The organism is Pseudomonas extremaustralis, assembly GCF_900102035.1.
GTDB lineage: Bacteria > Pseudomonadota > Gammaproteobacteria > Pseudomonadales > Pseudomonadaceae > Aquipseudomonas > Aquipseudomonas extremaustralis.
The window spans coordinates 6010105-6036556 of sequence record NZ_LT629689.1; the positions used below are offsets into that span (position 1 = coordinate 6010105).

The following is a 26452-nucleotide window of genomic DNA, read 5'->3' on the forward strand; positions in this document are numbered from 1 at the left end:
CGATCCTTAAAAACCCGTCGGCTTCTGAAGCCGATTTTTATGTCAGGATCTTCGCCAGGCCGGTGTGCCGTTCACATCATCTGTTGTTCAGCTATCGCAAAACCTGAAGGGTGAATCGTGGTACTGCAACAACTGCAGGGTCAGGCGTTCAAAGCGTCTGGCCCTGCTTCATATTGCGTATGGCGAGCGGCTATCGCCCAAGCGATACGCGCCAGTTTGTTAGCCAGGGCACAGGCCACGACATTTGAATGTCGTCGACTGAGCAAGGTTTTAACCCAGCCAGCCAGAGCGCCTTTCTGGTGATCCAGCCTCTGCATATAGACCCTGGAACATTGCACCAACAGTTGTCGCAGGTGCTTGTCCCCCCGCTTGCTGATCCCCAGCAGATTGGCCTTGCCGCCCGTGCTGTACTGCCTGGGCACTAAGCCAACGGAGGCAGCAAAGTCCCGACTGCATCGGTACTGCTTGCCATCGCCCATCTCCACAGCCAGCAGGCTGGCGGTGATCGGGCCGACACACGGCATGCTCAGCAAACGACTGCCCAGATCATCGTCGGCCAGTTGGCCCGCCAGTTCTTTATCCAGCGCTTTGATTTGCTCATCCAGATAGACGAAGTGATCGTGCAGGCGCTGCAATAAGACCGTCAGGCGAACGGGTAATTCGTGCTCGGCCCAAACGCTCGCCAAACGCTTCATGATGGCCAATCCCTTGGGCAGGCTGACCCCAAACTCCAGCAGAAAGCCGTGCATCTGATTAGCCGTTTTGGTGCGGTCATGCACCCATGATTCGCGCATCCGATGCAGCACAGACAGGGTTTGCTGGGATTCGGTTTTAGGCGTAACGAAGCGCATGGATGGGCGGGAAGCGGCTTCGCAGATTGCCTCAGCGTCGACGAAGTCATTTTTGTTGCCCTTGACGAAGGGCTTAACGAACTGCGGGGAAATCAGCTTGGCCGTGTGTCCCATTGCCGCCAACTGGCGAGCAACGTAGTGCGACCCCGCACAGGCCTCCATCACCACAACACAGCTCGGCACATTGCCGAAAAACTGCATCATCTGCGCCCGTGAGCATTTTTTGCGAAACACCTCGCGGCCCGACTTATCCTGGCCGTGCAGGTGGAAAGTATGTTTGCCGAGATCGATACCGATCAGTGCTGACTCGCTCATGATGATGGCCTCCGAAAACAAAACACCCCGTGAAAGCGTAGCCCTCACAGGGTGTTGGGGGTGACCATCTCATTAACCCGGCATACCGGGTTTTTTATCAGGCGCTGCATGCTTACTGCGGACTGGTGTCCAGAGGCTGCGGCGTTGGGACAGGAACAGTTTTCACGTCGTCGACGTCTCGCTGGATCTTGTCGAGCAAGGAGCCAGGCTTGGCCGGCACTTCGGACTTGGGCTTTTCGCTTTCCTGCGCAGGTGCAGTTACGTTGGCGCCGTTGTCCTTGCCGAGTAAGGCTTCATCGCGGCTCACGCCGGGCATGAAATCACCGGACAAGCTGACGAGCTGGTCATTGCCATTAAAAATGACGCTGACACGCTCCTGCTGGCGTTCACCGCCACCAGGCTGGATGCTGTAGAGGTAATCCCAGCGATCGGCATGGAAAGTGTCGGTCAGCAGGGGATTACCCATGATAAACCGTACTTGCCGTCGGGTCATTCCCGGGCGTAACTGGTCTATCATGTTCTGCGTGACGACATTGCCCTGTTGGATGTCGATTTTGTAAACCCCGGGGAATGAACAACCGGCGAGTGCGAGCAGTCCCACAAAGGTGAAACTGGTTAGCAAGAGCTTGGTGTTTTGCATCGGTGGGCGACTTCCACTATCTTGGCTGGGACAACGTAAACGCCGATCATACCCGTATTAAGAGAAGCTGCGAAGCAGCATCCGCGAGAAAGCTAACCATGGTTGAAAATAGCGAACTACGCAAGGCAGGTCTTAAAGTGACTCTGCCACGAGTCAAGATTCTACAAATGCTCGATTCTGCTGAGCAGCGTCACATGAGTGCCGAGGATGTTTACAAGGCGCTGATGGAGTCTAACGAGGACGTCGGCCTGGCCACGGTCTACCGCGTGCTGACCCAGTTTGAAGCCGCAGGGCTGGTGGTTCGTCATAATTTCGACGGCGGTCATGCAGTGTTTGAACTGGCGGATGGTGGTCATCACGACCACATGGTGGACCTGGATACCAATGAGGTTATCGAGTTCACCAGCCCCGCAATCGAAAAGCTCCAGCATGAAATCGCTGAGGAGCATGGATTCGATTTGGTCGACCACAATCTGGTGCTGTACATCCGTAAGAAAAAGTAAAAAAGCGACGCAGATCAATGCTGCAGAACGAGCGAAGGCGACCCTAGGGTCGCCTTCATGCTTTCTATCAGCAGGGAGTTTTCAGTTTAGGCCTTCGTTGCCACCACCATTTTTTTCGCGTGGGCTAGGGACTCTTTGGTCAAATCGATACCGCCGAGCATCCGTGCCACTTCCTCCACACGTTCCGACTTGTTCAGCTTGGACACAGCTGTGTGCGTCGCATCGCTGCCTCTTACTTTATGTACAAATAAATGCTGGTGACCTTGTGCGGCCACTTGCGGTAAGTGAGTCACCGTCAGCACCTGGCCGCGCTCCCCGAGACGGCGCAGTAATTGGCCAACAATCTCCGCTGTGGGGCCGCCAATACCCACGTCCACTTCGTCGAATACCAGTGTAGGTACCCGAGAGGTTTGGGCGGTAATGACTTGGATCGCCAGGCTGATTCGCGACAGTTCGCCCCCGGACGCCACTTTTGCCAGTGCCTTGAGCGGTTGCCCAGGGTTGGCGCTGACCAGCAGTTCTACGTGCTCCAGTCCATGGGGTTGCAGTTCATTACTGGTGTTGGCGTGCAGCTCAATGGTGAAGCGCCCGCCCGGCATGCCCAGGCGCTGAATTTCCAGCTCTACGGCGCTGGCCAGGCTGACGGCTGCTTGCTGACGCAAGTCGCTCAGTTCGCGGGCTTTCTCTTGATAATGACGGGCGAAAGATGCGAGCTCATCACCTAGCCGCTCGATGGATTCATCGTTTGCATTCAGGGTTTCGATTTCATCCAGCAGTTTTTGCTGCATCGTTGCCACTTCGGTGGGCTGGATTCGGTGTTTGCGCGCCAGGGTATAGATGGTGTCCAAGCGCTCTTCTATTTCCTGCAAGCGTGAGGGGTCGGCGTCGAAGTGGTCCAGAAAGCGATTCAGCTCGCCGACGGCTTCTTCCACCTGGATCTGGGCGCTGGTCAACAGGGTGGTGGCTTCACTCAGTGATCCTGAAGCGTTGTTCACGCTGGACAGCCGATTGAGGCTGGCTGTGAGTGCGTTAAGCACATTGCCCGAGTCGCTCTCGCTGCATTGTTCCACCACCTGGCGACAGATGCTCAGTAGGGTTTCGGCATTGGTGAGGTTCTTGTGTTCCTGCTCCAATTGCTCCAGTTCTGTCTCGCCAAGGGCCAGGCTTTCCAGCTCTTCTAGTTGATAGCTGAGTAGTTGGTGGCGAGCGCGTTGCTCGTCACCGGAGTTGGAGAGTCGCTCTAGCTCCTGGCGGGTCTGGCGCCAGCGCTGAGCGGCAAGCTGAACCTGGCGGGCAAGGTCGGTAGCGCCGGCGTACTCATCTAGCAGGCGGCGGTGAGTGTCGGTTTTCAGCAGGGACTGGTGTTCATGCTGGCTGTGGATGTCGATCAGCAGCTCACCCAGGGCTTTCAGGTCGCCAAGGGGGCAGGGCGTGCCGTTGATATAGCCGCGGGAGCGTCCTTCGGCGGTGATCACCCGGCGCAGGATGCACGGCCCGTCATTGTTCAAGTCGCGCTCGGCCAGCCAGGCTTCAGCTTCGGGAATATCCGCCAGGTCGAACGTCGCGAGGATGTCGGCCTTGTCTGCGCCAGGGCGCACTACGCCGCTGTCGGCACGGTCGCCAAGGGTCAGGCCCAGCGCGTCAAGCATGATCGACTTGCCGGCGCCGGTTTCGCCTGTGATTACGCTCATCCCGCGATCCAGTTCGAGATCCAGGTGTTCAACGATGGCGTAGTTATGTACGGACAGGTGCACCAGCATGAAGGCCGCTCCCAGGCTTTAGGTCTGGTTATTTATACAGTGTTTTGTTTAGCGCTGACAATCCTGATGCTTAGCTCGATTTGCTTGAACGGCTGTTTTTTTTAGCGCAACAAGGAATGAATAGGCAGGAATTGATCCTGATCATGGGAAAGACTTTTGGTAACGCCTGAGCCCTTGAAGCTTGAAATTGTGGCCCCATATACGGGAACAGAAGCGCGAGTTGAGTTCGCGCATGATTTTGAAAGGAGAAATCTATGGCTGACGAACAGACGCAGGATACGCAAACTCCAGACGCCAATTCGGCTGCCGGTGATGAGCTGGCGACCCGCGTGCAAGTGCTTGAAGAGCAATTGGCCGCAGCGCAGGACCAGTCTTTGCGTGTTGCCGCCGATCTGCAGAACGTCCGCCGCCGTGCCGAGCAGGATGTTGAGAAGGCCCATAAGTTCGCACTGGAAAAATTTGCCGGTGATCTGCTACCGATCATCGATAGCCTGGAGCGTGGCCTTGAGTTGTCCAACCCGGACGACGAAAACATCCGCCCAATGCGCGAAGGGATTGAGCTGACCCTGAAAATGTTCCAGGACACTCTGAAGCGTTATCAGTTGGAGGCGATCGATCCGCAAGGCGGCGAGCCGTTCAGTGCAGAGCACCATCAGGCCATGGCCATGCAGGAAAGTCCTGACCTTGAGCCTAACAGCGTGTTGAAAGTGTTCCAGAAGGGTTATCAGCTCAACGGTCGCTTGTTGCGCCCGGCGATGGTGGTGGTGAGCAAGGCTCCATCACCGGTTTCACCTTCGATCGATGAGCAGGCTTGAAATTCGTTGCAAGGCCCCCATCTATAAGTCAAGCGTTTAAGTGCTACCGCAGTTAGCCACCACTGCTGCGGCATCCAAATTCAAGTTTCGGGAGAGTAAATCATGGGCAAAATTATCGGTATCGACCTGGGGACCACCAACTCGTGCGTCTCTGTTCTGGAAAACGGCGTAGCAAAAGTTATCGAGAACGCCGAAGGCGCGCGTACTACGCCGTCGATCATTGCATACGCCAACGATGGTGAGATCCTCGTCGGTCAGTCGGCCAAGCGCCAGGCTGTAACCAACCCGCATAACACCCTGTACGCGGTAAAGCGTCTGATCGGTCGTAAGTTCGAAGAAGAAGTCGTACAGAAAGATATCAAGATGGTCCCTTACAAAATCGCCAAGGCTGACAACGGTGACGCCTGGGTTGAAGTAAATGGCCAGAAAATGTCGCCGCCACAAATCTCGGCTGAAATCTTGAAAAAGATGAAGAAAACCGCCGAAGACTACCTCGGTGAAGCCGTGACTGAAGCGGTGATCACCGTTCCGGCCTACTTCAACGACAGCCAGCGCCAGGCGACGAAAGACGCCGGCCGCATCGCGGGCCTGGACGTAAAACGTATCATCAACGAACCGACCGCAGCCGCTCTGGCTTACGGTATGGATAAAGCCAAAGGCGACCACACCGTCATCGTTTATGACCTGGGTGGCGGTACCTTCGACGTGTCCGTGATCGAAATCGCTGAAGTTGACGGCGAGCACCAGTTCGAAGTGTTGGCCACCAACGGTGACACCTTCCTGGGTGGTGAAGACTTTGACATTCGTCTGATCGATTACCTCGTTGATGAATTCAAGAAAGAAAGCGGCATGAACCTCAAAGGTGACCCGCTGGCAATGCAGCGTCTGAAAGAGGCAGCTGAGAAAGCCAAGATCGAGCTGTCTTCCGCTCAGTCGACCGATGTGAACCTGCCGTACATCACAGCAGATGCGACCGGTCCTAAGCACTTGAACGTGAAAATCTCGCGCGCCAAGCTGGAAGCGCTGGTTGAAGACCTGGTTCAGCGCACCATCGAGCCTTGCCGTATCGCGCTGAAAGACTCCGGTATCGATGTTGGCGCGATCAACGACGTGATCCTGGTCGGCGGTCAGACCCGTATGCCACTGGTTCAGAAATTGGTGACCGAGTTCTTCGGCAAAGAAGCACGTAAAGACGTTAACCCGGACGAAGCGGTTGCCATGGGTGCTGCTATTCAGGGCGCGGTACTGGCCGGCGACGTGAAAGACGTGTTGCTGCTGGACGTCAGCCCACTGACCCTGGGTATCGAAACCATGGGCGGCGTGATGACTGCGCTGATCGAGAAAAACACCACGATTCCTACCAAGAAGTCGCAAGTGTTCTCGACTGCCGATGATAACCAGGGCGCGGTGACCATTCACGTGCTGCAAGGTGAGCGCAAGCAAGCGGCGCAGAACAAGTCCCTGGGCAAGTTCGACCTGTCCGATATCCCGCCAGCACCACGTGGCGTGCCGCAAATCGAAGTGACCTTCGACATCGATGCCAACGGCATCCTGCACGTAGGCGCCAAGGACAAGGCCACCGGCAAGGCTCAGTCCATTGTGATCAAGGCTAACTCGGGTCTGTCGGATGAAGAAATTCAGCAGATGATCCGTGATGCTGAAGCCAACGCTGATGCTGATAAGAAGTTTGAAGAGCTGGCTGCTGCCCGTAACCAGGGTGATGCACTTGTTCACTCGACGCGCAAAATGGTCACTGAAGCTGGTGACAAAGTGACTGCCGAAGAGAAGGCTGCGATCGAAGCTGCCGTGGTTGCTCTGGAAGCCGCTGTTAAAGGCGACGACAAGGCTGCCATCGAAGCCAAGGTTGAGGAGCTGTCGAAAGTCTCCGCTCCGGTCGCTCAGAAAATGTACGCCGAACAAGGTCAGCCAGCTGACGGTGCCGCACATCAGGCAGAGCCTGAAGCCAAGCATGACGACGTTGTCGATGCTGAGTTCGAAGAAGTCAAAGAGCAGAAGTAATCTGCTCGACCGGTTGACCGCTATCAAGCGGTGACTGGTAGGATGTCGCCGCGCGGGAGCTTGCTCCCGCGTTGGCGTGTCTGGGGTATGCGAATTTTTACAGCATGCGACAACGCTCGGATGCTGGCGGTGTGATCGGGAATGCTCCTGCTTCCTGACTGGCAATCACCGCGTTTTTGGCTGGGTCTCGGCTGAAAGCAGTAATGACCAGGATCGTTGAATCGACGTGAGTTGGGTCCGGGCCTGTATTGGGGCTCAACGAGTTTGGCAAGGCTCAGGAGGGTCTGGCTGAACGTCCTTAAGAGTGCAAAGACTTATGGCAAAGCGTGACTATTACGAAGTATTGGGTGTGGAACGCAGCTCCACCGAGGTAGAGCTGAAAAAGGCTTACCGTCGCCTGGCGATGAAGCACCACCCGGACCGTAATCCGGATAACAAAGAATCCGAAGAAATGTTCAAAGAGGCCAACGAGGCCTACGAATGCCTGTGTGATCCCAACAAGCGTGCGGCCTACGATCAGTATGGCCATGCCGGCGTCGACCCGAGCATGGGGGGCGGCGGTGCTGGTTTTGGTGGTCAGAACTTCTCCGATATTTTTGGCGACGTATTCAGCGACTTCTTTGGCGGTGGTCGTGGTGGCCAGCGTGGAGGCGCCCAACGGGGCAGCGACCTGCGCTACACCTTGGAGCTGAACCTGGAAGACGCTGTGCGCGGCACCAGCGTCAACATCCGTGTGCCGACGCTGGTCAATTGCAAGCCTTGCGACGGTTCGGGTGCCAAGAAAGGCTCCGCACCGATCACCTGTCCGACCTGCGGCGGCATTGGCCAGGTTCGCATGCAGCAGGGTTTCTTCTCGGTGCAGCAAACCTGCCCGCGTTGCCATGGCCAGGGAAAAATCATTTCCGATCCGTGCGATGCGTGCCATGGCGAAGGTCGCGTAGAAGAGTACAAAACCCTATCGGTGAAAGTGCCGGCGGGTGTTGATACCGGTGATCGTATTCGTCTGTCAGGCGAAGGCGAGGCGGGAACTCAGGGTGGCCCGACTGGCGATTTGTATGTGGTGATCTCGGTGCGTGAGCACTCGATCTTCCAGCGTGATGGCAAGCATCTGTTCTGCGAAGTGCCGATCAGCTTTGTCGATGCGGCGCTTGGCGGTGAGTTGGATATTCCGACCCTTGACGGTCGGGTCAAGCTCAAGATCCCTGAGGGTACCCAGACCGGCAAGCAATTCCGGATTCGTGGTAAGGGTGTTGCGCCAGTGCGTGGTGGTGGTGCAGGTGACCTGATGTGCCGCGTTGTGGTGGAGACGCCGGTCAACCTGGGGCGTCGTCAGCGAGAATTGCTCGAAGAGTTCCGCAGTTCGCTGGAGGGGGATGACTCCCATTCGCCGAAAACTACTGGCTTCTTCGATGGCGTGAAGCGCTTCTTCGGTGACCTGTAAGGAGTTGAATATGCGACGTATAGCCGTAATGGGCGCTGCCGGGCGCATGGGCAAGGCACTTGTCGAGGCGGTGCAGCAGCGCTCACCGGCCTCCGGGCTGACGGCGGCGATCGTGCGCCCTGGCAGCACCTTGGTCGGTGCGGATGCCGGTGAGCTGGCTTCGCTCGGGCGTATCGGTGTGTCGTTGTCGAGCAGCCTGGAGCAGGTGGCTGATGAATTTGACGTGTTGATCGACTTCACTCTGCCGGACGTGATGCTGAAGAATCTCGCCTTCTGCCGCAAGGCTGGAAAGGCCATGGTGATCGGTACCACGGGCTTGAGTGTTGAGCAGAAGCAGTTGCTGGTCGAGGTGGGCAAGGATATTCCCATTGTGTTCGCCGCCAACTTCAGTGTGGGTGTCAACCTGTCGCTCAAGCTGCTGGATCTCGCTGCTCGGGTGCTGGGTGATGAGGCCGATATCGAAATCATCGAGACGCATCATCGTCACAAGATTGATGCGCCGTCGGGCACGGCTCTGCGCATGGGTGAGGCTATCGCTGATGCGTTGGGGCGTGATCTGTCGAAAGTGGCTGTGTACGGCCGCGAAGGGCATACCGGTGCGCGTGCGCGGGACACAATCGGCTTTGCCACCGTGCGCGGTGGCGACGTCGTCGGTGATCACACCGTGCTGTTCGCCACTGAAGGCGAGCGCCTTGAGATCACGCACAAAGCCTCCAGCCGCATGACGTTCGCCAAGGGGGCGGTACGTGCTGCTCTTTGGCTGGACGGTCGCGCGCCGGGGCTGTATGACATGCGCGATGTGCTGGATTTGCACTAGTCAGTAGCTAAAGTGGGGTCTCTGGATTATCCTAAGGCCCCGTTTTTAACCGCTCAGCGACGTCCTGTCGCATTCTCCTGCCTTTAAGGCTCATTAGCGGTGGACCAAAATAGCCTTTTTCTGTAAGCTACAGCTTTAGTGTGTCCACTAAAAGCGCGCAGAATTATTCAGTGAAGAAGCGGGGTGACGTGTCCATACGTCACTCCGCTTTTTTACAACCTGCGATCGCCCTTTCAGGCTTTATTTACGGGAGGTCTTCTTGACTAAGCCAGCCATACTCGCCCTTGCTGATGGCAGCATTTTTCGCGGCGAAGCCATTGGAGCCGACGGTCAAACCGTTGGAGAGGTGGTGTTTAACACTGCCATGACCGGCTATCAGGAAATCCTTACCGATCCTTCCTACGCCCAACAGATCGTTACCCTGACTTATCCACATATCGGCAACACCGGTACTACGCCGGAAGACGTCGAGTCTGATCGTGTCTGGTCGGCTGGTCTGGTCATTCGCGACCTGCCATTGGTGGCGAGCAACTGGCGTAATACCCTGTCGCTGTCCGACTACCTGAAAGCCAACAACGTTGTGGCAATCGCAGGTATCGATACTCGCCGCCTCACGCGCATCCTGCGTGAAAAAGGTTCGCAGAACGGCTGCATCATGGCCGGTGACAATATTTCCGAAGAGGCTGCGATCGCCGCCGCGCAAGGCTTCCCAGGCCTGAAAGGCATGGACCTGGCGAAAGTTGTCAGCGTCAAGGAACAATACGAGTGGCGTTCCACTGTCTGGGACTTGAAGACCGACAGTCACGCAACCATCGATGCGGCTGAGCTGCCGTACCACGTAGTCGCCTACGACTACGGCATCAAGTACAACATCCTGCGCATGCTGGTCGAGCGTGGTTGCCGTGTGACCGTGGTGCCGGCGCAAACTCCTGCCAGCGACGTGCTGGCGCTGCAGCCGGACGGTGTGTTCCTGTCCAACGGCCCGGGTGATCCGGAGCCATGCGACTACGCCATCAAGGCAATCAAGGAAGTGCTGGAAACCGATATCCCGGTATTCGGTATCTGCCTCGGGCATCAACTGCTTGCCCTGGCCTCCGGCGCCAAGACCCTGAAAATGGGGCACGGCCACCACGGCGCCAACCACCCGGTGCAGGACCTGGACACTGGCGTGGTGATGATCACCAGCCAGAACCACGGTTTCGCGGTGGATGAAGTGACCTTGCCAGCCAACGTCCGCGCGACTCACAAGTCGCTGTTCGACGGCTCCCTGCAGGGCATCGAGCGTACGGATAAAAGCGCGTTCAGCTTCCAGGGCCACCCTGAGGCCAGCCCGGGCCCGAACGACGTAGCGCCGCTGTTCGACCGTTTCATCAATGAGATGGCCAAGCGACGCTGACTGAGTGGCCCGCGGGCGGCCCCGATCCTCGGTGGCCCCCGCCGGCTCTTCAAAGATTGTTCAAGACGGCTTGCCGACTGACCTGCGGATTTGAGTGACAAACCCATGCCAAAACGTACAGACATAAAAAGCATCCTGATTCTCGGCGCTGGCCCGATCGTTATCGGCCAGGCCTGCGAATTCGATTACTCCGGCGCCCAGGCGTGCAAGGCCCTGCGTGAAGAGGGCTACCGCGTCATCCTGGTGAACTCCAACCCGGCCACCATCATGACCGACCCGGCCATGGCCGATGCCACCTACATCGAACCGATCAAGTGGCAGACCGTTGCCAAGATCATCGAGAAAGAGCGTCCGGACGCACTGCTGCCGACCATGGGTGGCCAGACCGCTTTGAACTGCGCCCTGGACCTGGAGCGCGAAGGCATCCTGGAAAAATTCGGCGTAGAGATGATCGGCGCCAACGCCGACACCATCGACAAGGCTGAAGACCGCTCGCGTTTCGACAAGGCCATGAAGTCCATCGGCCTGGCGTGCCCGCGTTCCGGTATCGCCCACAGCATGGAAGAAGCCAACGCGGTCCTGGAAACCCTGGGTTTTCCGTGCATCATCCGTCCGTCCTTCACCATGGGCGGCACCGGTGGCGGTATTGCGTACAACCGTGAAGAGTTCGAAGAAATCTGCGCCCGTGGCCTGGACCTGTCTCCGACCAAAGAGCTGTTGATCGACGAATCCCTGATCGGCTGGAAAGAGTATGAGATGGAGGTTGTCCGCGATAAGAAGGACAACTGCATCATCGTCTGCTCCATCGAGAACTTCGATCCGATGGGCGTACACACCGGTGACTCGATCACCGTTGCGCCTGCACAGACCCTGACCGACAAGGAATACCAGATCCTGCGTAACGCCTCACTGGCGGTACTGCGCGAGATCGGCGTGGAGACCGGCGGTTCCAACGTACAGTTCGGCATCTGCCCGACCACTGGCCGCATGGTCGTGATCGAAATGAACCCGCGGGTATCCCGTTCGTCGGCCCTGGCCTCGAAAGCTACCGGTTTCCCGATCGCCAAAGTCGCGGCCAAGCTGGCTGTGGGTTACACCTTGGACGAACTGTCGAACGATATCACTGGCGGCAAGACCCCAGCGTCCTTCGAGCCGTCCATCGACTACGTCGTGACCAAGCTGCCACGTTTTGCCTTCGAGAAGTTCCCCAAGGCTGACGCACGCCTGACCACGCAGATGAAGTCGGTCGGTGAAGTCATGGCTATTGGCCGGACCTTCCAGGAATCCCTGCAGAAGGCCCTGCGCGGCCTCGAAGTCGGTGTTTGCGGTCTCGACGAGAAACTTGATCTGAGCAACCCGGAAAGCATGAGTGTGCTCAAGCGCGAGCTGACCGTGCCGGGCGCCGAGCGTATCTGGTACGTTGCTGACGCGTTCCGTGCCGGCATGACCGTCGAAGACATCTTCGGCATGAACATGATCGATCCGTGGTTCCTAGTGCAGATCGAAGATCTGATCAAGGAGGAAGAGAAGGTCAAGACCCTGGGGTTGGCCAGCATTGATCGCGACACGATGTTCCGCCTCAAGCGCAAAGGCTTCTCCGACCAGCGTCTGGCCAAGCTGCTGGGTGTGACCGAGAAAAATCTGCGGACTCATCGTCACAAGCTGGAAATCTTCCCGGTCTACAAGCGCGTTGATACTTGCGCCGCCGAGTTCTCCACCGACACTGCCTACCTGTACTCCACTTACGAGGAAGAGTGCGAAGCCGCGCCGTCGGGTCGCGACAAAATCATGATCCTGGGCGGCGGTCCCAACCGTATCGGCCAGGGCATCGAGTTCGACTACTGCTGCGTACACGCCGCTCTCGCCCTGCGCGAAGATGGGTACGAGACCATCATGGTCAACTGCAACCCGGAAACTGTGTCCACCGACTACGATACCTCTGACCGCCTGTACTTCGAGCCAGTGACCCTGGAAGACGTACTGGAAATCGTGCGAGTCGAGAAGCCCAAAGGTGTGATCGTCCAATATGGCGGTCAGACCCCGCTGAAACTGGCGCGTGCCCTGGAAGCAGCCGGCGTACCGATCATCGGTACCAGCCCTGACGCTATCGACCGTGCCGAAGACCGTGAACGCTTCCAGCAAATGGTCGAGCGCCTGAACCTGCGTCAGCCACCAAACGCCACCGTGCGCAGCGAGGACGAAGCCATTCGTGCCGCCGCCAAGATCGGCTACCCCTTGGTGGTGCGTCCTTCCTACGTGCTGGGCGGCCGTGCGATGGAGATCGTGTACGAAGAAGAAGAGCTCAAGCGCTACCTGCGTGATGCGGTGAAAGTGTCCAATGACAGCCCGGTGCTGCTGGACCACTTCCTCAACTGTGCCATCGAGATGGACGTGGATGCGGTCTGCGACGGTACTGATGTGGTTATCGGTGCGATCATGCAGCACATCGAACAGGCGGGCGTTCACTCCGGTGACTCCGCATGTTCGCTGCCACCCTACTCGCTACCGGCGCACATCCAAGACGAAATGCGCGACCAGGTCAAGAGAATGGCCCTGGAGCTGGGTGTGGTCGGTCTGATGAACGTGCAGTTGGCGCTGCAGGGCGAAGACATCTATGTCATCGAAGTCAACCCGCGCGCTTCGCGTACCGTGCCTTTTGTTTCCAAGTGCATCGGTGTGTCCCTGGCGATGATCGCTGCCCGTGTGATGGCGGGTAAGACCCTGAAGGAAATCGGTTTCACCAAGGAAATCATTCCGAACTTCTACAGTGTGAAAGAGGCGGTGTTCCCATTCGCCAAATTCCCTGGCGTGGACCCGATCCTGGGCCCAGAGATGAAGTCCACCGGTGAAGTGATGGGTGTAGGCGATACTTTCGGTGAGGCGTTCGCCAAGGCCCAGATGGGAGCCAGTGAAGTGCTGCCGACCGGCGGTACTGCGTTTATCAGTGTCCGTGATGACGACAAGCCACTGGTTGCAGGCGTGGCCCGTGATCTGATCAACTTGGGCTTCGAGATCGTGGCCACCGCTGGAACCGCCAAGCTGATTGAAGCGGCGGGTCTTAAAGTGCGTCGCGTGAACAAGGTGACGGAAGGCCGTCCACATGTGGTCGATATGATCAAGAATGACGAAGTCACCTTGATCATTAACACCACCGAAGGTCGCCAGTCGATCGCGGACTCTTACTCCATTCGTCGTAACGCCTTGCAGCACAAAATCTACTGCACCACCACCATTGCTGCTGGCGAAGCCGTCTGTGAAGCGCTCAAGTTCGGTCCGGAAAAGACCGTGCGTCGCTTGCAGGATTTACACGCAGGATTGAAGGCATGATCAAATACCCAATGACCGTCCAGGGCGCCAAGGCCCTGGAAGAGGAGCACGCCCATCTGACCAAGGTCGTACGTCCAAAGTTGAGCCAGGACATCGGTACGGCCCGCGAGCTGGGTGATTTGAAGGAAAACGCCGAATACCACGCTGCTCGCGAGCAGCAGGGTATGGTCGAGGCGCGTATTCGCGACATTGAAGGCCGCATGCAAAACGCGGTCATCATTGACGTGACAACCATTCCTCATACCGGCAAGGTGATCTTCGGCACCACCGTGGAAATCGCCAACGTTGAGACTGATGAAAGCGTGACTTACCACATCGTGGGTGAGGACGAAGCTGATATCAAGAAAGGCAAGATTTCCGTAGGGTCTCCTATCGCTCGCGCCTTGATCGCCAAGGAAGAGGGTGATGTGGTGGTGGTCAAAACGCCCGGTGGCGTGATCGAGTACGAGATTGTTGAAGTTCGTCACGTCTGAAAGAAGGCGCCCGCTTCATGCGGGCGCCATGCTGTGGCAGCTCTCCCAGATGCTTTGGGTTGGCGGCCTGTGGCTGTTGCACATCGGTGTATTGCCGGTGTTGGGCTTGATTGGGCTGGCGCCGTTACTGATCGATGAGATCGATGGATTACTGAGTGTGCTGCTGGTGGGTTTTGCGGCGGCGTGCGTAACGCTTCAGGCGTTGGTGCTGGTCAAGGCCGAAGGTTTGGAGAGTTTATGGCGGGATATTCGTGGGCAACTGCTGTTGATGGCGCTGTATGCGTGTGCGATGTATTACGTCGTGCATGCCTGGCTGCCGGAAGCGTTGCGCTGGCAGCTATTCAGCTATCTTGTGCTAGGGTTTTCCGGCTTGGTGCTTGTTCTGCAGCCTGCACCGGGATGGAGTGGCGGGGCGCGCGAAGCACGCCCGTGACCCTTGCTGTTATTTGAAACGATGAACGTTCGACAGTTGTTTATTGACGCTGAAGTTCTTGCGATACAGCAACGCCATCTTGCCGATGACCTGGACCAGGTCCGCTTTGCCCACTTTGCACAATTCTGCAATGGCGGTCAGGCGCGCTTCGCGGTCAAGGATGTTGACCTTGATTTTGATCAGTTCATGATCGTTCAGTGCGCGTTCAAATTCGGCTAACACACCTTCAGTCAAACCGTTGTCTGCCACAATCAAAACTGGTTTCAGATGGTGGCCAATGGATTTGTACTGTTTCTTCTGCTCTTGAGTGAGCGGCATAATCTGACCCCTGCGTCTGATCTTGTAAAAAGCGGCGGCCAGTTTACCCGAGCGAGTCCGGGACCGCCCAGTTAATCACGACCCGTTTTATTTTCGAGGTGGCCCGTGGCCCGTTCCAAAACTAGCCTTAAGTGGCTGCAAGAGCATTTCAACGATCCTTATGTCAAAAAGGCGCAAAAGGACGGTTACCGTTCCCGGGCCAGCTACAAGCTGCTGGAGCTCCAAGACAAGGACAAATTGTTCCGCCCTGGCATGAGCGTGATCGACTTGGGTGCCGCTCCAGGTGGCTGGTCCCAGGTGGCCAGTCGTCTGATTGGCGGGCAGGGCCGGTTGATCGCTTCCGACATCCTGGAGATGGACAGCATCCCGGATGTGACCTTCGTCCATGGTGACTTTACCCAGGATGCGGTGTTAGCTGAGATCCTGCAGGCTGTGGGAAATTCGCAGGTGGACCTTGTGATTTCCGACATGGCCCCCAATATGAGTGGATTACCGGCGGTTGATATGCCGCGAGCCATGTTTCTGTGCGAGTTGGCGCTGGATCTGGCAGGACGCGTATTGCGCCCGGGTGGTGATTTCCTGGTCAAAGTCTTCCAGGGTGAGGGCTTCGACGAGTACCACAAGAACATCCGCAAGCTGTTCGACAAGGTACAGATGCGTAAACCGGACTCATCCCGGGACCGGTCCCGCGAGCAATACCTGTTGGCACGAGGCTTCCGCGGGATCGACGGCGCAGCGAGCGATGAGCGTCTTTGAAGGTTTTAAGGGAGTCGATAGGTTTTTTTATATCGCTTTCGTCACGAAGCTTTACGAATATTGTGTAGTCAAAGTTTCACAAAGGGTTACAGACGGCGCCTGCCAGAGTCGTAGGTAATGTAGTAAGTTAGGCCGGTGAATATCATGCGAAGCGCGCGCCAGTAGCGGAGCTTGCTTCAGAGGGTAGTTAATTGAACGATATGGCAAAGAATCTGATCCTGTGGTTGATCATCGCGGCTGTCCTGGTGACGGTGATGAACAACTTCTCCAGCCCTAACGAGCCGCAGACCCTCAACTATTCCGACTTCATCCAGCAAGTTAAGGATGGCAAGGTCGAGCGCGTAGCGGTTGATGGCTACGTGATCACCGGCAAGCGCAACGATGGCGACAGCTTCAAGACCATTCGTCCGGCAATCCAGGACAACGGTCTGATAGGCGATCTGGTTGATAACCATGTGGTTGTCGAGGGCAAGCAGCCTGAGCAGCAGAGCATCTGGACTCAACTCCTGGTGGCGAGCTTCCCGATCCTAGTGATCATCGCCGTATTCATGTTCTTCATGCGTCAGATGCAAGGCGGTGCGGGAGGCAAGGGTGGACCGATGAGCTTCGGCAAGAGCAAGGCACGCCTGCTCTCCGAGGATCAAGTGAAAACCACATTGGCTGACGTTGCCGGTTGCGACGAAGCCAAGGAAGAAGTGGGGGAGTTGGTCGAGTTCCTGCGCGACCCGGGCAAATTCCAGCGTCTAGGCGGTCGTATTCCGCGCGGCGTATTGATGGTCGGTCCTCCGGGTACCGGTAAAACCTTGCTCGCCAAGGCGATCGCCGGTGAAGCCAAGGTGCCTTTCTTCACCATTTCCGGTTCTGACTTCGTCGAAATGTTCGTCGGCGTCGGTGCCAGCCGCGTCCGCGATATGTTTGAGCAGGCCAAGAAACACGCGCCATGCATCATCTTCATCGATGAAATCGACGCCGTTGGTCGCCATCGTGGCGCCGGCATGGGCGGTGGTCATGATGAGCGTGAACAGACTCTTAACCAATTGCTGGTCGAGATGGATGGTTTCGAGATGAATGACGGCATCATCGTCATTGCCGCTACCAACCGTCCGGACGTACTGGATCCTGCGCTGTTGCGTCCGGGCCGGTTTGACCGCCAGGTTGTAGTGGGGTTGCCGGATATTCGTGGTCGTGAACAGATTCTGAAAGTACATATGCGCAAAGTGCCAATGGGTGACGACGTTGCTCCGGCCGTTATCGCCCGTGGTACTCCGGGCTTCTCCGGCGCTGACCTGGCGAACCTGGTGAATGAGGCTTCGTTGTTTGCGGCGCGTACTGGCAAGCGCATCGTTGAAATGAAAGAGTTTGAGCTGGCAAAAGACAAGATCATGATGGGCGCTGAGCGCAAATCGATGGTCATGTCCGAAAAAGAGAAGCAGAACACTGCGTACCACGAAGCCGGCCACGCAATTGTTGGTCGGGTCGTACCTGAGCATGACCCTGTCTACAAGGTGTCGATCATTCCTCGCGGTCGAGCACTTGGTGTCACCATGTTTCTGCCGGAAGAGGATCGTTACAGTCTCTCCAAGCGCGCGTTGATCAGCCAGATCTGTTCGCTGTATGGCGGCCGGATTGCTGAAGAAATGACCCTAGGCTTCGATGGTGTGACCACGGGTGCCTCCAACGACATCATGCGGGCCAGCCAGATTGCACGGAACATGGTGACTAAGTGGGGGTTGTCGGAAAAGCTCGGTCCTTTGATGTATGCTGAAGAAGAAGGTGAAGTTTTCCTGGGGCGTGGTGGTGGCGGTCAAAACGCCAGCTTCTCCGGTGAGACGGCCAAGCTTATCGACTCCGAGGTGCGCAGTATCATTGACCAGTGCTACGGCACAGCCAAGCAGATATTGACGGATAATCGCGACAAGCTGGATGCCATGGCTGATGCACTGATGAAGTACGAAACCATTGATGCCGACCAGATCGATGACATCATGGCTGGTCGTACGCCGCGTGAGCCTCGCGACTGGGAAGGTGGTTCGGGTACTTCGGGTACGCCACCGGTGGTTCAGAATGAACGCCCTGAAACCCCGATCGGCGGCCCGGCAGCTGACCACTAAGGTTTGAAATGACTTTTATGTCGTCCTCTACCCGGTTGCTTTGCGGCAACCGGGTCCTTGATTTGGCCCATACGCATGTCATGGGCATTCTTAACGTAACTCCAGACTCCTTTTCCGATGGTGGCCGCTTCAGTCAGTCGGACGCCGCGTTGCGTCATGCCGAAGCGATGGTTGCGGCGGGAGCAACGCTTATAGATGTTGGGGGGGAATCCACCCGGCCTGGTGCTCGCGTTGTTTCTCCACTTGAAGAGCTCGAGCGCGTTGCGCCAATTGTCGAGCGCATCGCTCGTGAACTGGATGTGATCATTTCTGTCGATACGTCGACTCCGGCGGTGATGCGTGAAACCGCTAGCCTGGGTGCGGGCCTCATCAATGATGTCCGCTCGCTGCAGCGTGAAGGGGCTCTGGATGCGGCTGCGGCCACTGGTCTGCCGGTATGCCTGATGCATATGCGAGGCGAGCCCGGCAATATGCAGGACAATCCGCACTATCACGACCTGGTTGGCGAGGTGAGCGATTTTCTTGCTGAGCGGATCGCTCAATGTGCTTCGGTGGGGATTGCCGCTGAAAAGATCATTCTTGATCCCGGGTTTGGCTTTGCCAAAACACTGCAGCACAACCTGAGCCTGTTCAAGCACATGGGCGCCCTGCATGCCCTGGGTCGGCCCTTGCTGGTCGGCGTTTCGCGCAAAAGTATGATAGGGCAGGCCCTGAATCGTCCTGTGGGTGAGCGACTATACGGTGGTCTTGCACTGGCGGCGCTTGCCGTGACTAAAGGCGCGCGTATATTGCGCGTGCATGACGTTGCTGAGACCGTGGATGTGGTGCGTATGATTGCCGCTGTAGAATTAGCCGAATAAGAATGATGGAGCACTTATGACTAAGAAATACTTTGGTACCGACGGTATCCGTGGTCGTGTCGGCGAATATCCGATTACTCCTGATTTCATGCTCAAGCTGGGCTGGGCGGCTGGTATGGCTTTCCGCAGTATGGGCGCATGCCGCATTCTGGTGGGCAAGGACACCCGGATTTCGGGATACATGTTTGAGTCCGCACTGGAGGCTGGCTTGTCCGCTGCAGGTGCCGATGTAATGCTCCTGGGGCCAATGCCAACGCCGGCTATCGCGTATCTGACGCGTACCTTCCACGCTGAAGCCGGTATTGTGATCAGTGCGTCTCATAACCCCCATGATGACAATGGCATCAAGTTCTTCTCGGGTCAGGGCACCAAGCTGCCAGACGAGATCGAGTTGATGATTGAAGAGTTGCTGGATGCGCCGATGACGGTGGTTGAGTCCAGCAAGCTGGGCAAAGTGTCGCGTATCAACGACGCGCCAGGCCGTTATATCGAATTCTGCAAAAGCAGCGTACCCAGCAGTACCAATTTTGCCGGGCTGAAAATTGTTGTCGACTGCGCTCATGGTGCGACCTACAAGGTGGCCCCAAGCGTATTCAAAGAGTTGGGCGCGGACGTGACAGTATTGTCGGCCCAGCCTAATGGCTTGAACATCAACGACAATTGCGGCTCTACCCATATGGGGCAATTGCAGGCCGCGGTCCTGGCTGAACATGCGGATTTGGGGATTGCCTTCGACGGCGACGGCGATCGCGTTCTAATGGTGGATCACACCGGTACTGTGGTCGATGGTGATGACCTGCTGTTCATCATTGCTCGTGATCTGCACGAGCGTAACAAGCTGCAAGGTGGTGTTGTTGGAACGCTGATGAGCAATCTGGGGCTTGAATTGGCCCTGGCGGATCTCGGGATTCCCTTCGTACGCGCCAACGTTGGTGACCGCTATGTAATCGCCGAACTGCTTGAGCGCAACTGGCAGGTGGGGGGTGAGAACTCCGGGCATATCGTTTGCTTCCAGCACACCACTACCGGCGATGCGATCATTGCCGCGCTGCAGGTGCTATTGGCCTTGCGCCGTCGTGACGAAAGTCTGGCTCAGGCGCGTCAGGCGCTACGTAAATGTCCCCAAGTATTGCTTAACGTGCGTTTTGCTGGCGGCGAAAATCCTATCGAGCACCCTGCTGTCAAAGAGGCCTGTGAGCGTGCAACCCTCGCCATGGCGGGGCGTGGGCGTGTATTGCTGCGTAAGTCCGGCACAGAGCCGTTAGTGCGTGTCATGGTCGAAGGCGACGATGAAACCCAGGTTCGCAGCCATGCCGAAAACCTGGCAAAACTGGTAACTGAAGTTTGCGCCTGAATTCGGCTTGCCAGTGATGGTGTGGTTGGGTAACATCTGCGCCCACTTTGACCGACGAGGTACAGCATGCGTCGCACTATGGTAGCTGGTAACTGGAAGATGCACGGTACCCGCGCCAGTGTCGCTGAGCTGATCAATGGCCTTCGTCACTTGGCCTTGCCGAGCGGTGTTGATGTTGCGGTTTTTCCGTCCTGCTTGCATATCAACCAAGTCGTTGATGGCTTGAAAGGTAAGTCGATTCAGGTCGGCGCGCAGAATTCCGCGATTGAACCCATGCAAGGTGCGCTGACAGGTGAGATTTCGCCAAGTCAGTTGGTTGATGCAGGTTGTGCCTATGTGCTTGTTGGGCATTCAGAGCGCCGTTTGTTGATGGAAGAGCGTGACGGGACGCTCAATCGCAAGTTCGCGGCAGCGCAGGCTTGTGGCTTGGTTCCAGTGTTGTGCATAGGGGAGACCCTTGAGCAGCGTGAATCGGGCAAGACTCTTGAAGTCGTCTCGCGTCAGCTGGGCAGCATCATCGAAGAGTTGGGTGTTGGTGCGTTTGCGAAGGCGGTCATAGCTTACGAGCCGGTCTGGGCCATTGGCACTGGACTGACTGCAACGCCGCAACAGGCGCAGGATGTGCATGCAGCCATCCGCGCGCAGTTGGCGGCAGAGAATTCTGAGGTCGCACAAGGTGTGCGTCTTCTATACGGCGGCAGCGTGAAGGCGGCCAATGCGGTCGAACTGTTCGGCATGCCGGATATCGATGGGGGGCTCATTGGTGGAGCTTCCCTGAATGCAGATGAGTTCGGTGCGATTTGTCGTGCCGCGGGAAACTGAAAAAATGCTGGAAACAGTCGTAGTCGTTTTTCATCTGTTGGCTGCCCTGGGCGTAGTTGCCTTGGTTTTGTTGCAACAGGGTAAAGGTGCGGATGCTGGTGCGTCTTTCGGTGCAGGTGCTTCAAATACTGTATTCGGAAGCCAAGGTTCCTCTACCTTTCTTAGTAAGTTTACTGCTATACTTGCCGCCGGTTTCTTCATAACCAGCTTGGGGTTAGGTTACTTTGCTAAAGAGAAGGCTCATGTGCTGACTCAAGTAGGTTTGCCAAACCCAGCAGTGTTGGAAGTACCAAAAGCAAAACCGGCTTCTGATGATGTCCCGGTGCTTCAAGAGCAAAAGTCGGCTACTCCAGCGACTGACGTACCTCCAGCTCAAGAGCAGAAGTAAGAAGGGTTGTAAACGCTGTATTGCCGAGGTGGTGGAATTGGTAGACACGCAACCTTGAGGTGGTTGTGCCCATAGGGTGTAGGGGTTCGAGTCCCCTTCTCGGTACCAATTATCAGGAGAGCCCGCTGTTGCGGGCTTTCTTGTAGGTGGAAGGTTACATTGACCCTGTAAGGGATCGGTCGTATACTTCCGCCCCAGCTTTGTCGCGGGGTGGAGCAGTCTGGTAGCTCGTCGGGCTCATAACCCGAAGGTCGTCGGTTCAAATCCGGCCCCCGCAACCAGTTTTAGCGGAGCCCCTTTTAAGGGGCTTTTTGTTAGCTGGACACTTTCAACGCCGCTGTTCGACGGCGTTTCAAGGATGGGCGTTTAGCCCATTTTTTTATTTTGCACAGCATGCACATACATGCACGAGGGGGTTCAGGTGTCGAGCAAGCTAGAAGAGTTGCAGGCCTTGCTGGCCCCGGTGGTCGTGGCCCTAGGCTATGAATGCTGGGGTGTTGAGTTTTCGGCTCAAGGTCGCCACTCAATGTTGCGCGTTTATATCGATAAAGAGGGCGGTGTGCTGGTGGACGATTGTGCCATTGTCAGCCGTCAGGTCAGTGGTGTCTTGGATGTTGAAGATCCGATCTCCGTTGAATACACCCTCGAAGTTTCCTCGCCAGGCATGGAACGCCCACTGTTCACTATTGATCAGTTTGCAAAATTTGCCGGTGAACAAGTGAAGATCAAGCTGCGATCCCCGTTCGAAGGGCGACGCAATTTTCAGGGCCTTCTGCGCGGTGTAGAAGAGCAGGATGTCGTGGTGCAGGTAGACGACCACGAGTTCCTGTTGCCGATCGATACGATCGACAAGGCCAACATTATTCCCAGTTTTGACTGAGACGCGGATCCCGCGGATCCAATGGCTTGCGAAAGGCGAGGCGTACGATGAGCAAAGAAGTACTGCTGGTTGTTGAGTCGGTATCCAATGAAAAGGGCGTACCGGCAAACGTGATTTTTGAAGCGCTGGAGTTGGCCCTGGCCACTGCTACCAAAAAGCGTTTTGAAGACGAAGTTGATCTGCGTGTGGAAATCAACCGCCACACCGGTGCCTATGAGACTTTCCGTCGCTGGACGGTAGTAGAAGAAGCCGATCTTGATGATCCGGCCATCGAAACCTGGCCGAGCAAGGTTGCTGAGACGCACCCTGGCGCCAAGGTCGGTGATGTCGTTGAAGAAAAAATCGAATCGATCGAATTCGGCCGTATTGCTGCACAGACCGCAAAGCAGGTCATCGTGCAGAAAGTTCGTGAAGCCGAACGCGCTCAAGTCGTTGACGCCTATCGCGAGCGCCTGGGTGAAATCATCTCCGGCACCGTGAAAAAAGTTACCCGTGACAATGTGATCGTCGACCTGGGCAACAACGCTGAAGCATTGCTGGCTCGGGAAGACATCATCTCTCGCGAAACCTTCCGTGTTGGCGTGCGTCTGCGTGCGCTGCTCAAGGAAATCCGCACCGAGAACCGCGGCCCTCAGTTGATCCTGTCGCGAACTGCGCCGGAAATGCTGATCGAGTTGTTCCGTATCGAAGTGCCGGAAATCGCCGAAGGTCTGATCGAAGTCATGGCTGCGTCCCGCGACCCGGGTTCGCGCGCCAAGATTGCGGTCCGCTCCAAGGACAAACGCATCGATCCGCAGGGCGCTTGCATTGGTATGCGCGGCTCGCGCGTCCAGGCAGTGTCGGGCGAGTTGGGCGGTGAGCGTGTGGACATTGTCCTGTGGGACGATAACCCGGCGCAGTTCGTGATCAACGCCATGTCGCCAGCTGAAGTGGCGGCTATTATCGTTGACGAAGATGCCCATGCGATGGACATCGCCGTTGGCGCAGACAATCTGGCTCAGGCCATTGGTCGTGGTGGTCAGAACGTGCGTCTGGCCAGCCAACTGACCGGCTGGACCCTGAACGTGATGACCGAATCGGACATCCAGGCTAAGCAGCAAGCTGAAACCGGTGACATTCTGCGCAACTTCATCGACGAGTTGGAAGTCGACGAAGACCTGGCGCAGGTGCTGGTAGATGAAGGCTTCACCAGCCTGGAAGAGATTGCCTACGTACCGTTGGAAGAAATGCTCAACATCGACGGCTTTGACGAAGACACCGTCAACGAGCTTCGCGCTCGGGCCAAGGATCGTTTGTTGACTAAAGCCATCGCTACTGAGGAAAAGCTGGCAGACGCCCATCCGGCCGAAGACCTGCTCTCGCTTGAGGGTATGGACAAGGATTTGGCGATGGAACTGGCGGTGCGCGGCGTAATTACCCGCGAAGACCTGGCCGAGCAGTCTATTGACGATCTGCTCGACATCGACGGCATTGACGATGATCGTGCCGGCAAGTTGATCATGGCCGCCCGAGCCCATTGGTTCGAGTAATTAGGCGCGGCCTGAGGAGAGAAGTGCATGACGCAAGTCACGGTGAAACAACTGGCCGATGAGGTCAAAACACCGGTAGAGCGCCTGTTGCAGCAGATGCGTGAGGCAGGTCTGCCGCACACCGCCGCCGATGAAGGTGTGAGCGATAGTGAGAAGCAGTCTTTGCTGACTCACTTGAAGAGCAGCCACAAGGCGAAAGTGGAAGAACCGCGCAAGATTACATTGCAGCGCAAAACCACCAGCACCCTGCGTGTTGCTGGTAGCAAGAGCATCAGCGTTGAAGTGCGCAAGAAGAAAGTCTTCGTGCAGCGCAGCCCGGAAGAAATCGAAGCCGAGCGTAAACGCGAACTGGAAGAACGTCGCGCAGTAGAAAATGCTGCTCGTCAGAAGGCTGAAGAAGAAGCCAAGCGTCGCGCCGAAGAAGAAGCGCGTCGCCAGCCTGCTGCTGCGCAACCTGCTGCCACTGAAGCGGTCGCCGCGCCTAGCGCTCCTGTTGAAGCTGTGCGTGAGGCCGCTCCGGTTGCCGCTGCACCAGCTCCTGCGGCGGATGCTCGCAAGCGCGACGAACCTCGCCGTCCGGACAAACCTCGTGCCGACGATGCCAATCGTCGTGGCGGTGGTGGCGATGGTGAGCGTAAAAACGCTCCGCATCGTGCTTCGGTCAAAGAGAAAGCGCCTGCTCCACGCGTTGCTCCGCGCACTACCGACGAAGAAAGCGACAGCTTCCGTCGTGGCGGTCGCGGCAAGGCCAAGCTGAAAAAACGCAACGCCCACGGTTTCCAGAGCCCAACCGGCCCTGTCGTGCGTGAAGTGAAGATCGGCGAGACCATCACTGTGGGCGATCTGGCCCAGCAGATGTCGGTCAAGGCTGCTGAAATCATCAAGTTCATGTTCAAGCTGGGCACGCCGGCCACCATCAACCAGGTACTGGATCAGGAAACTGCCCAACTGGTTGCCGAAGAGCTGGGCCACAAAGTGACCCTGGTCAGCGACACCGCCCTGGAAGATTCCCTGGCCGAGTCCCTGAAGTTTGAAGGCGAGGCGGTTTCCCGTGCTCCGGTCGTGACCGTAATGGGCCACGTTGACCACGGTAAGACGTCCCTGCTCGACTACATCCGTCGTGCCAAGGTAGCTGCAGGCGAAGCCGGCGGTATCACCCAGCACATCGGTGCTTACCACGTTGAAACCGACCGCGGCATGGTGACGTTCCTCGACACCCCAGGTCACGCCGCGTTTACCGCGATGCGTGCCCGTGGTGCCAAGGCGACCGACATCGTGATCCTGGTCGTTGCAGCGGACGACGGCGTGATGCCACAAACCATCGAAGCCGTTCAGCATGCCAAGGCAGCTGGCGTACCGTTGGTGGTTGCGGTGAACAAGATCGACAAACCGGGCGCCGACCTCGATCGCATCCGTAGCGAACTGTCGGTTCACGGCGTGACCTCCGAAGAATGGGGTGGCGACACTCCATTCGTACCGGTCTCCGCGAAGATGGGTACCGGCGTTGACGAACTGCTTGAAGCCGTTCTGTTGCAAGCCGAAGTCCTGGAACTGACCGCTACCCCATCGGCCCCTGGCCGTGGTGTTGTGGTTGAGTCCCGCCTCGACAAGGGCCGTGGCCCGGTGGCGACCGTTCTGGTTCAAGACGGTACCCTGCGCCAAGGCGACATGGTGCTGGTCGGTTCGAACTACGGCCGTGTACGTGCCATGCTCGATGAAAACGGCAAGTCCATCAAGGAAGCCGGTCCGGCCATCCCTGTCGAGATTCTCGGCCTGGACGGTACCCCGGACGCTGGCGACGAGATGAGCGTGGTTGCCGACGAGAAGAAAGCCCGTGAAGTGGCTCTATTCCGTCAAGGCAAGTTCCGCGAAGTCAAGTTGGCCCGTGCTCACGCCGGCAAGCTCGAAAACATCTTCGAGAACATGGGTCAGGAAGAGAAGAAGACGCTTAACATCGTCCTCAAATCTGACGTCCGTGGTTCCCTCGAAGCGTTGAACGGCGCCTTGAACGGCCTGGGTAACGACGAAGTGCAAGTGCGCGTTGTCGGTGGCGGTGTCGGTGGTATCACCGAGTCCGACGCGAACCTGGCACTGGCTTCCAACGCTGTACTGTTCGGCTTCAACGTGCGTGCCGATGCTGGCGCTCGCAAGATCGTCGAGCAGGAAGGCCTGGACATGCGTTACTACAACGTCATCTACGACATCATCGAAGACGTCAAGAAAGCCCTTACCGGTATGCTTGGCAGCGACGTCCGGGAGAATATCCTGGGTATCGCCGAGGTGCGTGACGTGTTCCGCTCGCCGAAATTCGGCGCGATCGCCGGCTGCATGGTTATCGAAGGCACCGTCCACCGTAACCGTCCGATCCGTGTACTGCGTGAAGACATCGTTATCTTCGAAGGCGAGCTGGAATCCCTGCGCCGCTTCAAGGATGACGCTTCCGAAGTACGTGCCGGCATGGAATGCGGTATCGGCGTCAAGAGCTACAACGACGTCAAGGTTGGCGACAAGATCGAAGTCTTCGAGAAGGTTCAGGTTGCTCGCAGCCTCTGACTCGCGCACTTCAGGAGCCACGCCGCGTGTGGGCATGCAGATGCCCCACGCAGCGTTTGGACTCTAAACGCAACGCCCGGTCTGGCTTTTG

Annotated in this window: 22 protein-coding genes and 2 tRNA genes; 20 read left to right on the forward strand and 4 right to left on the reverse strand. The window is 57.1% G+C overall.

All coding sequences use genetic code 11. The features are described 5' to 3' along the window. Window positions 1-140: 140 nt before the first annotated feature. Both BLR63_RS27685 and BLR63_RS27690 read right to left on the reverse strand, forming a co-directional pair. Window positions 141-1166: an IS110 family RNA-guided transposase gene (locus BLR63_RS27685; RefSeq protein ID WP_010562660.1), complete on the reverse strand. Its 1026-nt coding sequence runs from the start codon at window positions 1164-1166 to the stop codon at window positions 141-143. Window positions 1167-1278: 112 nt separating this feature from the next. Continuing rightward, window positions 1279-1806: an outer membrane protein assembly factor BamE gene (locus BLR63_RS27690; protein WP_010562661.1), complete on the reverse strand. Its 528-nt coding sequence runs from the start codon at window positions 1804-1806 to the stop codon at window positions 1279-1281. 98 nt (window positions 1807-1904) lie between these two features. On the opposite strand from BLR63_RS27690, the gene fur reads away from it, so the two are divergent. Next, a complete protein-coding gene (gene fur, locus BLR63_RS27695; RefSeq protein WP_010562662.1) occupies window positions 1905-2309 on the forward strand; it encodes a ferric iron uptake transcriptional regulator in 405 nt (134 codons plus the stop codon). Window positions 2310-2395: 86 nt separating this feature from the next. Here the strand turns inward: fur and recN are convergent, their stop codons facing one another. Continuing rightward, window positions 2396-4069 (reverse strand): DNA repair protein RecN, encoded by a 1674-nt coding sequence (gene recN, locus BLR63_RS27700; RefSeq protein WP_010562663.1) that lies wholly within the window; start codon window positions 4067-4069, stop codon window positions 2396-2398. Window positions 4070-4323: 254 nt separating this feature from the next. On the opposite strand from recN, the gene grpE reads away from it, so the two are divergent. From grpE to BLR63_RS27740, 8 genes are all read left to right on the forward strand, one after another. Next, window positions 4324-4884 (forward strand): nucleotide exchange factor GrpE, encoded by a 561-nt coding sequence (gene grpE / locus BLR63_RS27705; RefSeq protein ID WP_010562664.1) that lies wholly within the window; start codon window positions 4324-4326, stop codon window positions 4882-4884. Between the two features lie 102 nt (window positions 4885-4986). Then, on the forward strand, window positions 4987-6903 hold the full coding sequence (gene dnaK, locus BLR63_RS27710; protein WP_010562665.1) for a molecular chaperone DnaK: 1917 nt from the start codon (window positions 4987-4989) through the stop codon (window positions 6901-6903). A 316-nt stretch (window positions 6904-7219) separates the two neighbouring features. Continuing rightward, window positions 7220-8344 carry a molecular chaperone DnaJ gene (dnaJ, locus tag BLR63_RS27715; RefSeq protein ID WP_010562666.1) on the forward strand — a complete coding sequence of 375 codons (1125 nt, stop codon included), beginning with the start codon at window positions 7220-7222 and terminating at the stop codon, window positions 8342-8344. Between the two features lie 10 nt (window positions 8345-8354). Further along, a complete protein-coding gene (dapB, locus tag BLR63_RS27720) occupies window positions 8355-9161 on the forward strand; it encodes a 4-hydroxy-tetrahydrodipicolinate reductase (RefSeq protein ID WP_010562667.1) in 807 nt (268 codons plus the stop codon). Between the two features lie 259 nt (window positions 9162-9420). After that, window positions 9421-10557 carry a glutamine-hydrolyzing carbamoyl-phosphate synthase small subunit gene (gene carA / locus BLR63_RS27725; protein WP_010562668.1) on the forward strand — a complete coding sequence of 379 codons (1137 nt, stop codon included), beginning with the start codon at window positions 9421-9423 and terminating at the stop codon, window positions 10555-10557. Window positions 10558-10662: 105 nt separating this feature from the next. Continuing rightward, window positions 10663-13884 carry a carbamoyl-phosphate synthase large subunit gene (gene carB, locus BLR63_RS27730; protein ID WP_010562669.1) on the forward strand — a complete coding sequence of 1074 codons (3222 nt, stop codon included), beginning with the start codon at window positions 10663-10665 and terminating at the stop codon, window positions 13882-13884. Continuing rightward, window positions 13881-14357 carry a transcription elongation factor GreA gene (greA, locus tag BLR63_RS27735; protein ID WP_010562670.1) on the forward strand — a complete coding sequence of 159 codons (477 nt, stop codon included), beginning with the start codon at window positions 13881-13883 and terminating at the stop codon, window positions 14355-14357. Before carB ends, greA begins: the two co-directional genes overlap by 4 nt. A gap of 28 nt (window positions 14358-14385) precedes the next feature. Then, window positions 14386-14790, forward strand: a complete 405-nt coding sequence (locus BLR63_RS27740) for a hypothetical protein (protein ID WP_010562671.1) — start codon at window positions 14386-14388, stop codon at window positions 14788-14790. Between the two features lie 9 nt (window positions 14791-14799). On the opposite strand, the gene BLR63_RS27745 is transcribed toward BLR63_RS27740, so the two are convergent. After that, entirely contained in the window at window positions 14800-15108 is a 309-nt protein-coding gene (locus BLR63_RS27745; protein WP_010562672.1) for a YhbY family RNA-binding protein, read from the reverse strand. Window positions 15109-15213: 105 nt separating this feature from the next. Between BLR63_RS27745 and rlmE the strand changes: the two genes are divergently transcribed. The 11 genes from rlmE to infB all read left to right on the forward strand — a co-directional run bounded on the left by rlmE (window position 15214) and on the right by infB (window position 26361). Beyond that, window positions 15214-15864 (forward strand): 23S rRNA (uridine(2552)-2'-O)-methyltransferase RlmE, encoded by a 651-nt coding sequence (rlmE, locus tag BLR63_RS27750; protein ID WP_010562673.1) that lies wholly within the window; start codon window positions 15214-15216, stop codon window positions 15862-15864. A gap of 200 nt (window positions 15865-16064) precedes the next feature. After that, on the forward strand, window positions 16065-17975 hold the full coding sequence (ftsH, locus tag BLR63_RS27755) for an ATP-dependent zinc metalloprotease FtsH (RefSeq protein WP_010562674.1): 1911 nt from the start codon (window positions 16065-16067) through the stop codon (window positions 17973-17975). A gap of 8 nt (window positions 17976-17983) precedes the next feature. Beyond that, complete coding sequence (gene folP, locus BLR63_RS27760) at window positions 17984-18835, forward strand: dihydropteroate synthase (RefSeq protein WP_010562675.1); 852 nt, start codon at window positions 17984-17986, stop codon at window positions 18833-18835. 16 nt (window positions 18836-18851) lie between these two features. Then, window positions 18852-20189: a phosphoglucosamine mutase gene (glmM, locus tag BLR63_RS27765; protein WP_010562676.1), complete on the forward strand. Its 1338-nt coding sequence runs from the start codon at window positions 18852-18854 to the stop codon at window positions 20187-20189. Between the two features lie 66 nt (window positions 20190-20255). Further along, the gene (tpiA, locus tag BLR63_RS27770) at window positions 20256-21011 is read left to right on the forward strand and encodes a triose-phosphate isomerase (protein WP_010562677.1); all 756 of its coding nucleotides are present in this window, start codon (window positions 20256-20258) and stop codon (window positions 21009-21011) included. Window positions 21012-21015: 4 nt separating this feature from the next. Beyond that, window positions 21016-21399, forward strand: a complete 384-nt coding sequence (gene secG, locus BLR63_RS27775; RefSeq protein ID WP_010206600.1) for a preprotein translocase subunit SecG — start codon at window positions 21016-21018, stop codon at window positions 21397-21399. Between the two features lie 22 nt (window positions 21400-21421). Next, window positions 21422-21507 (forward strand) — tRNA-Leu (locus BLR63_RS27780). A 96-nt stretch (window positions 21508-21603) separates the two neighbouring features. Next, window positions 21604-21680: transfer RNA gene (locus tag BLR63_RS27785), tRNA-Met, on the forward strand. A gap of 140 nt (window positions 21681-21820) precedes the next feature. After that, window positions 21821-22279, forward strand: coding sequence for a ribosome maturation factor RimP (gene rimP, locus BLR63_RS27790; protein ID WP_010562679.1), 459 nt, complete (start codon window positions 21821-21823; stop codon window positions 22277-22279). A gap of 47 nt (window positions 22280-22326) precedes the next feature. Next, window positions 22327-23808, forward strand: coding sequence for a transcription termination factor NusA (nusA, locus tag BLR63_RS27795; protein ID WP_008057419.1), 1482 nt, complete (start codon window positions 22327-22329; stop codon window positions 23806-23808). A gap of 27 nt (window positions 23809-23835) precedes the next feature. Then, on the forward strand, window positions 23836-26361 hold the full coding sequence (gene infB / locus BLR63_RS27800; protein ID WP_010562680.1) for a translation initiation factor IF-2: 2526 nt from the start codon (window positions 23836-23838) through the stop codon (window positions 26359-26361). The last annotated feature ends 91 nt before the right edge of the window (window positions 26362-26452 follow it).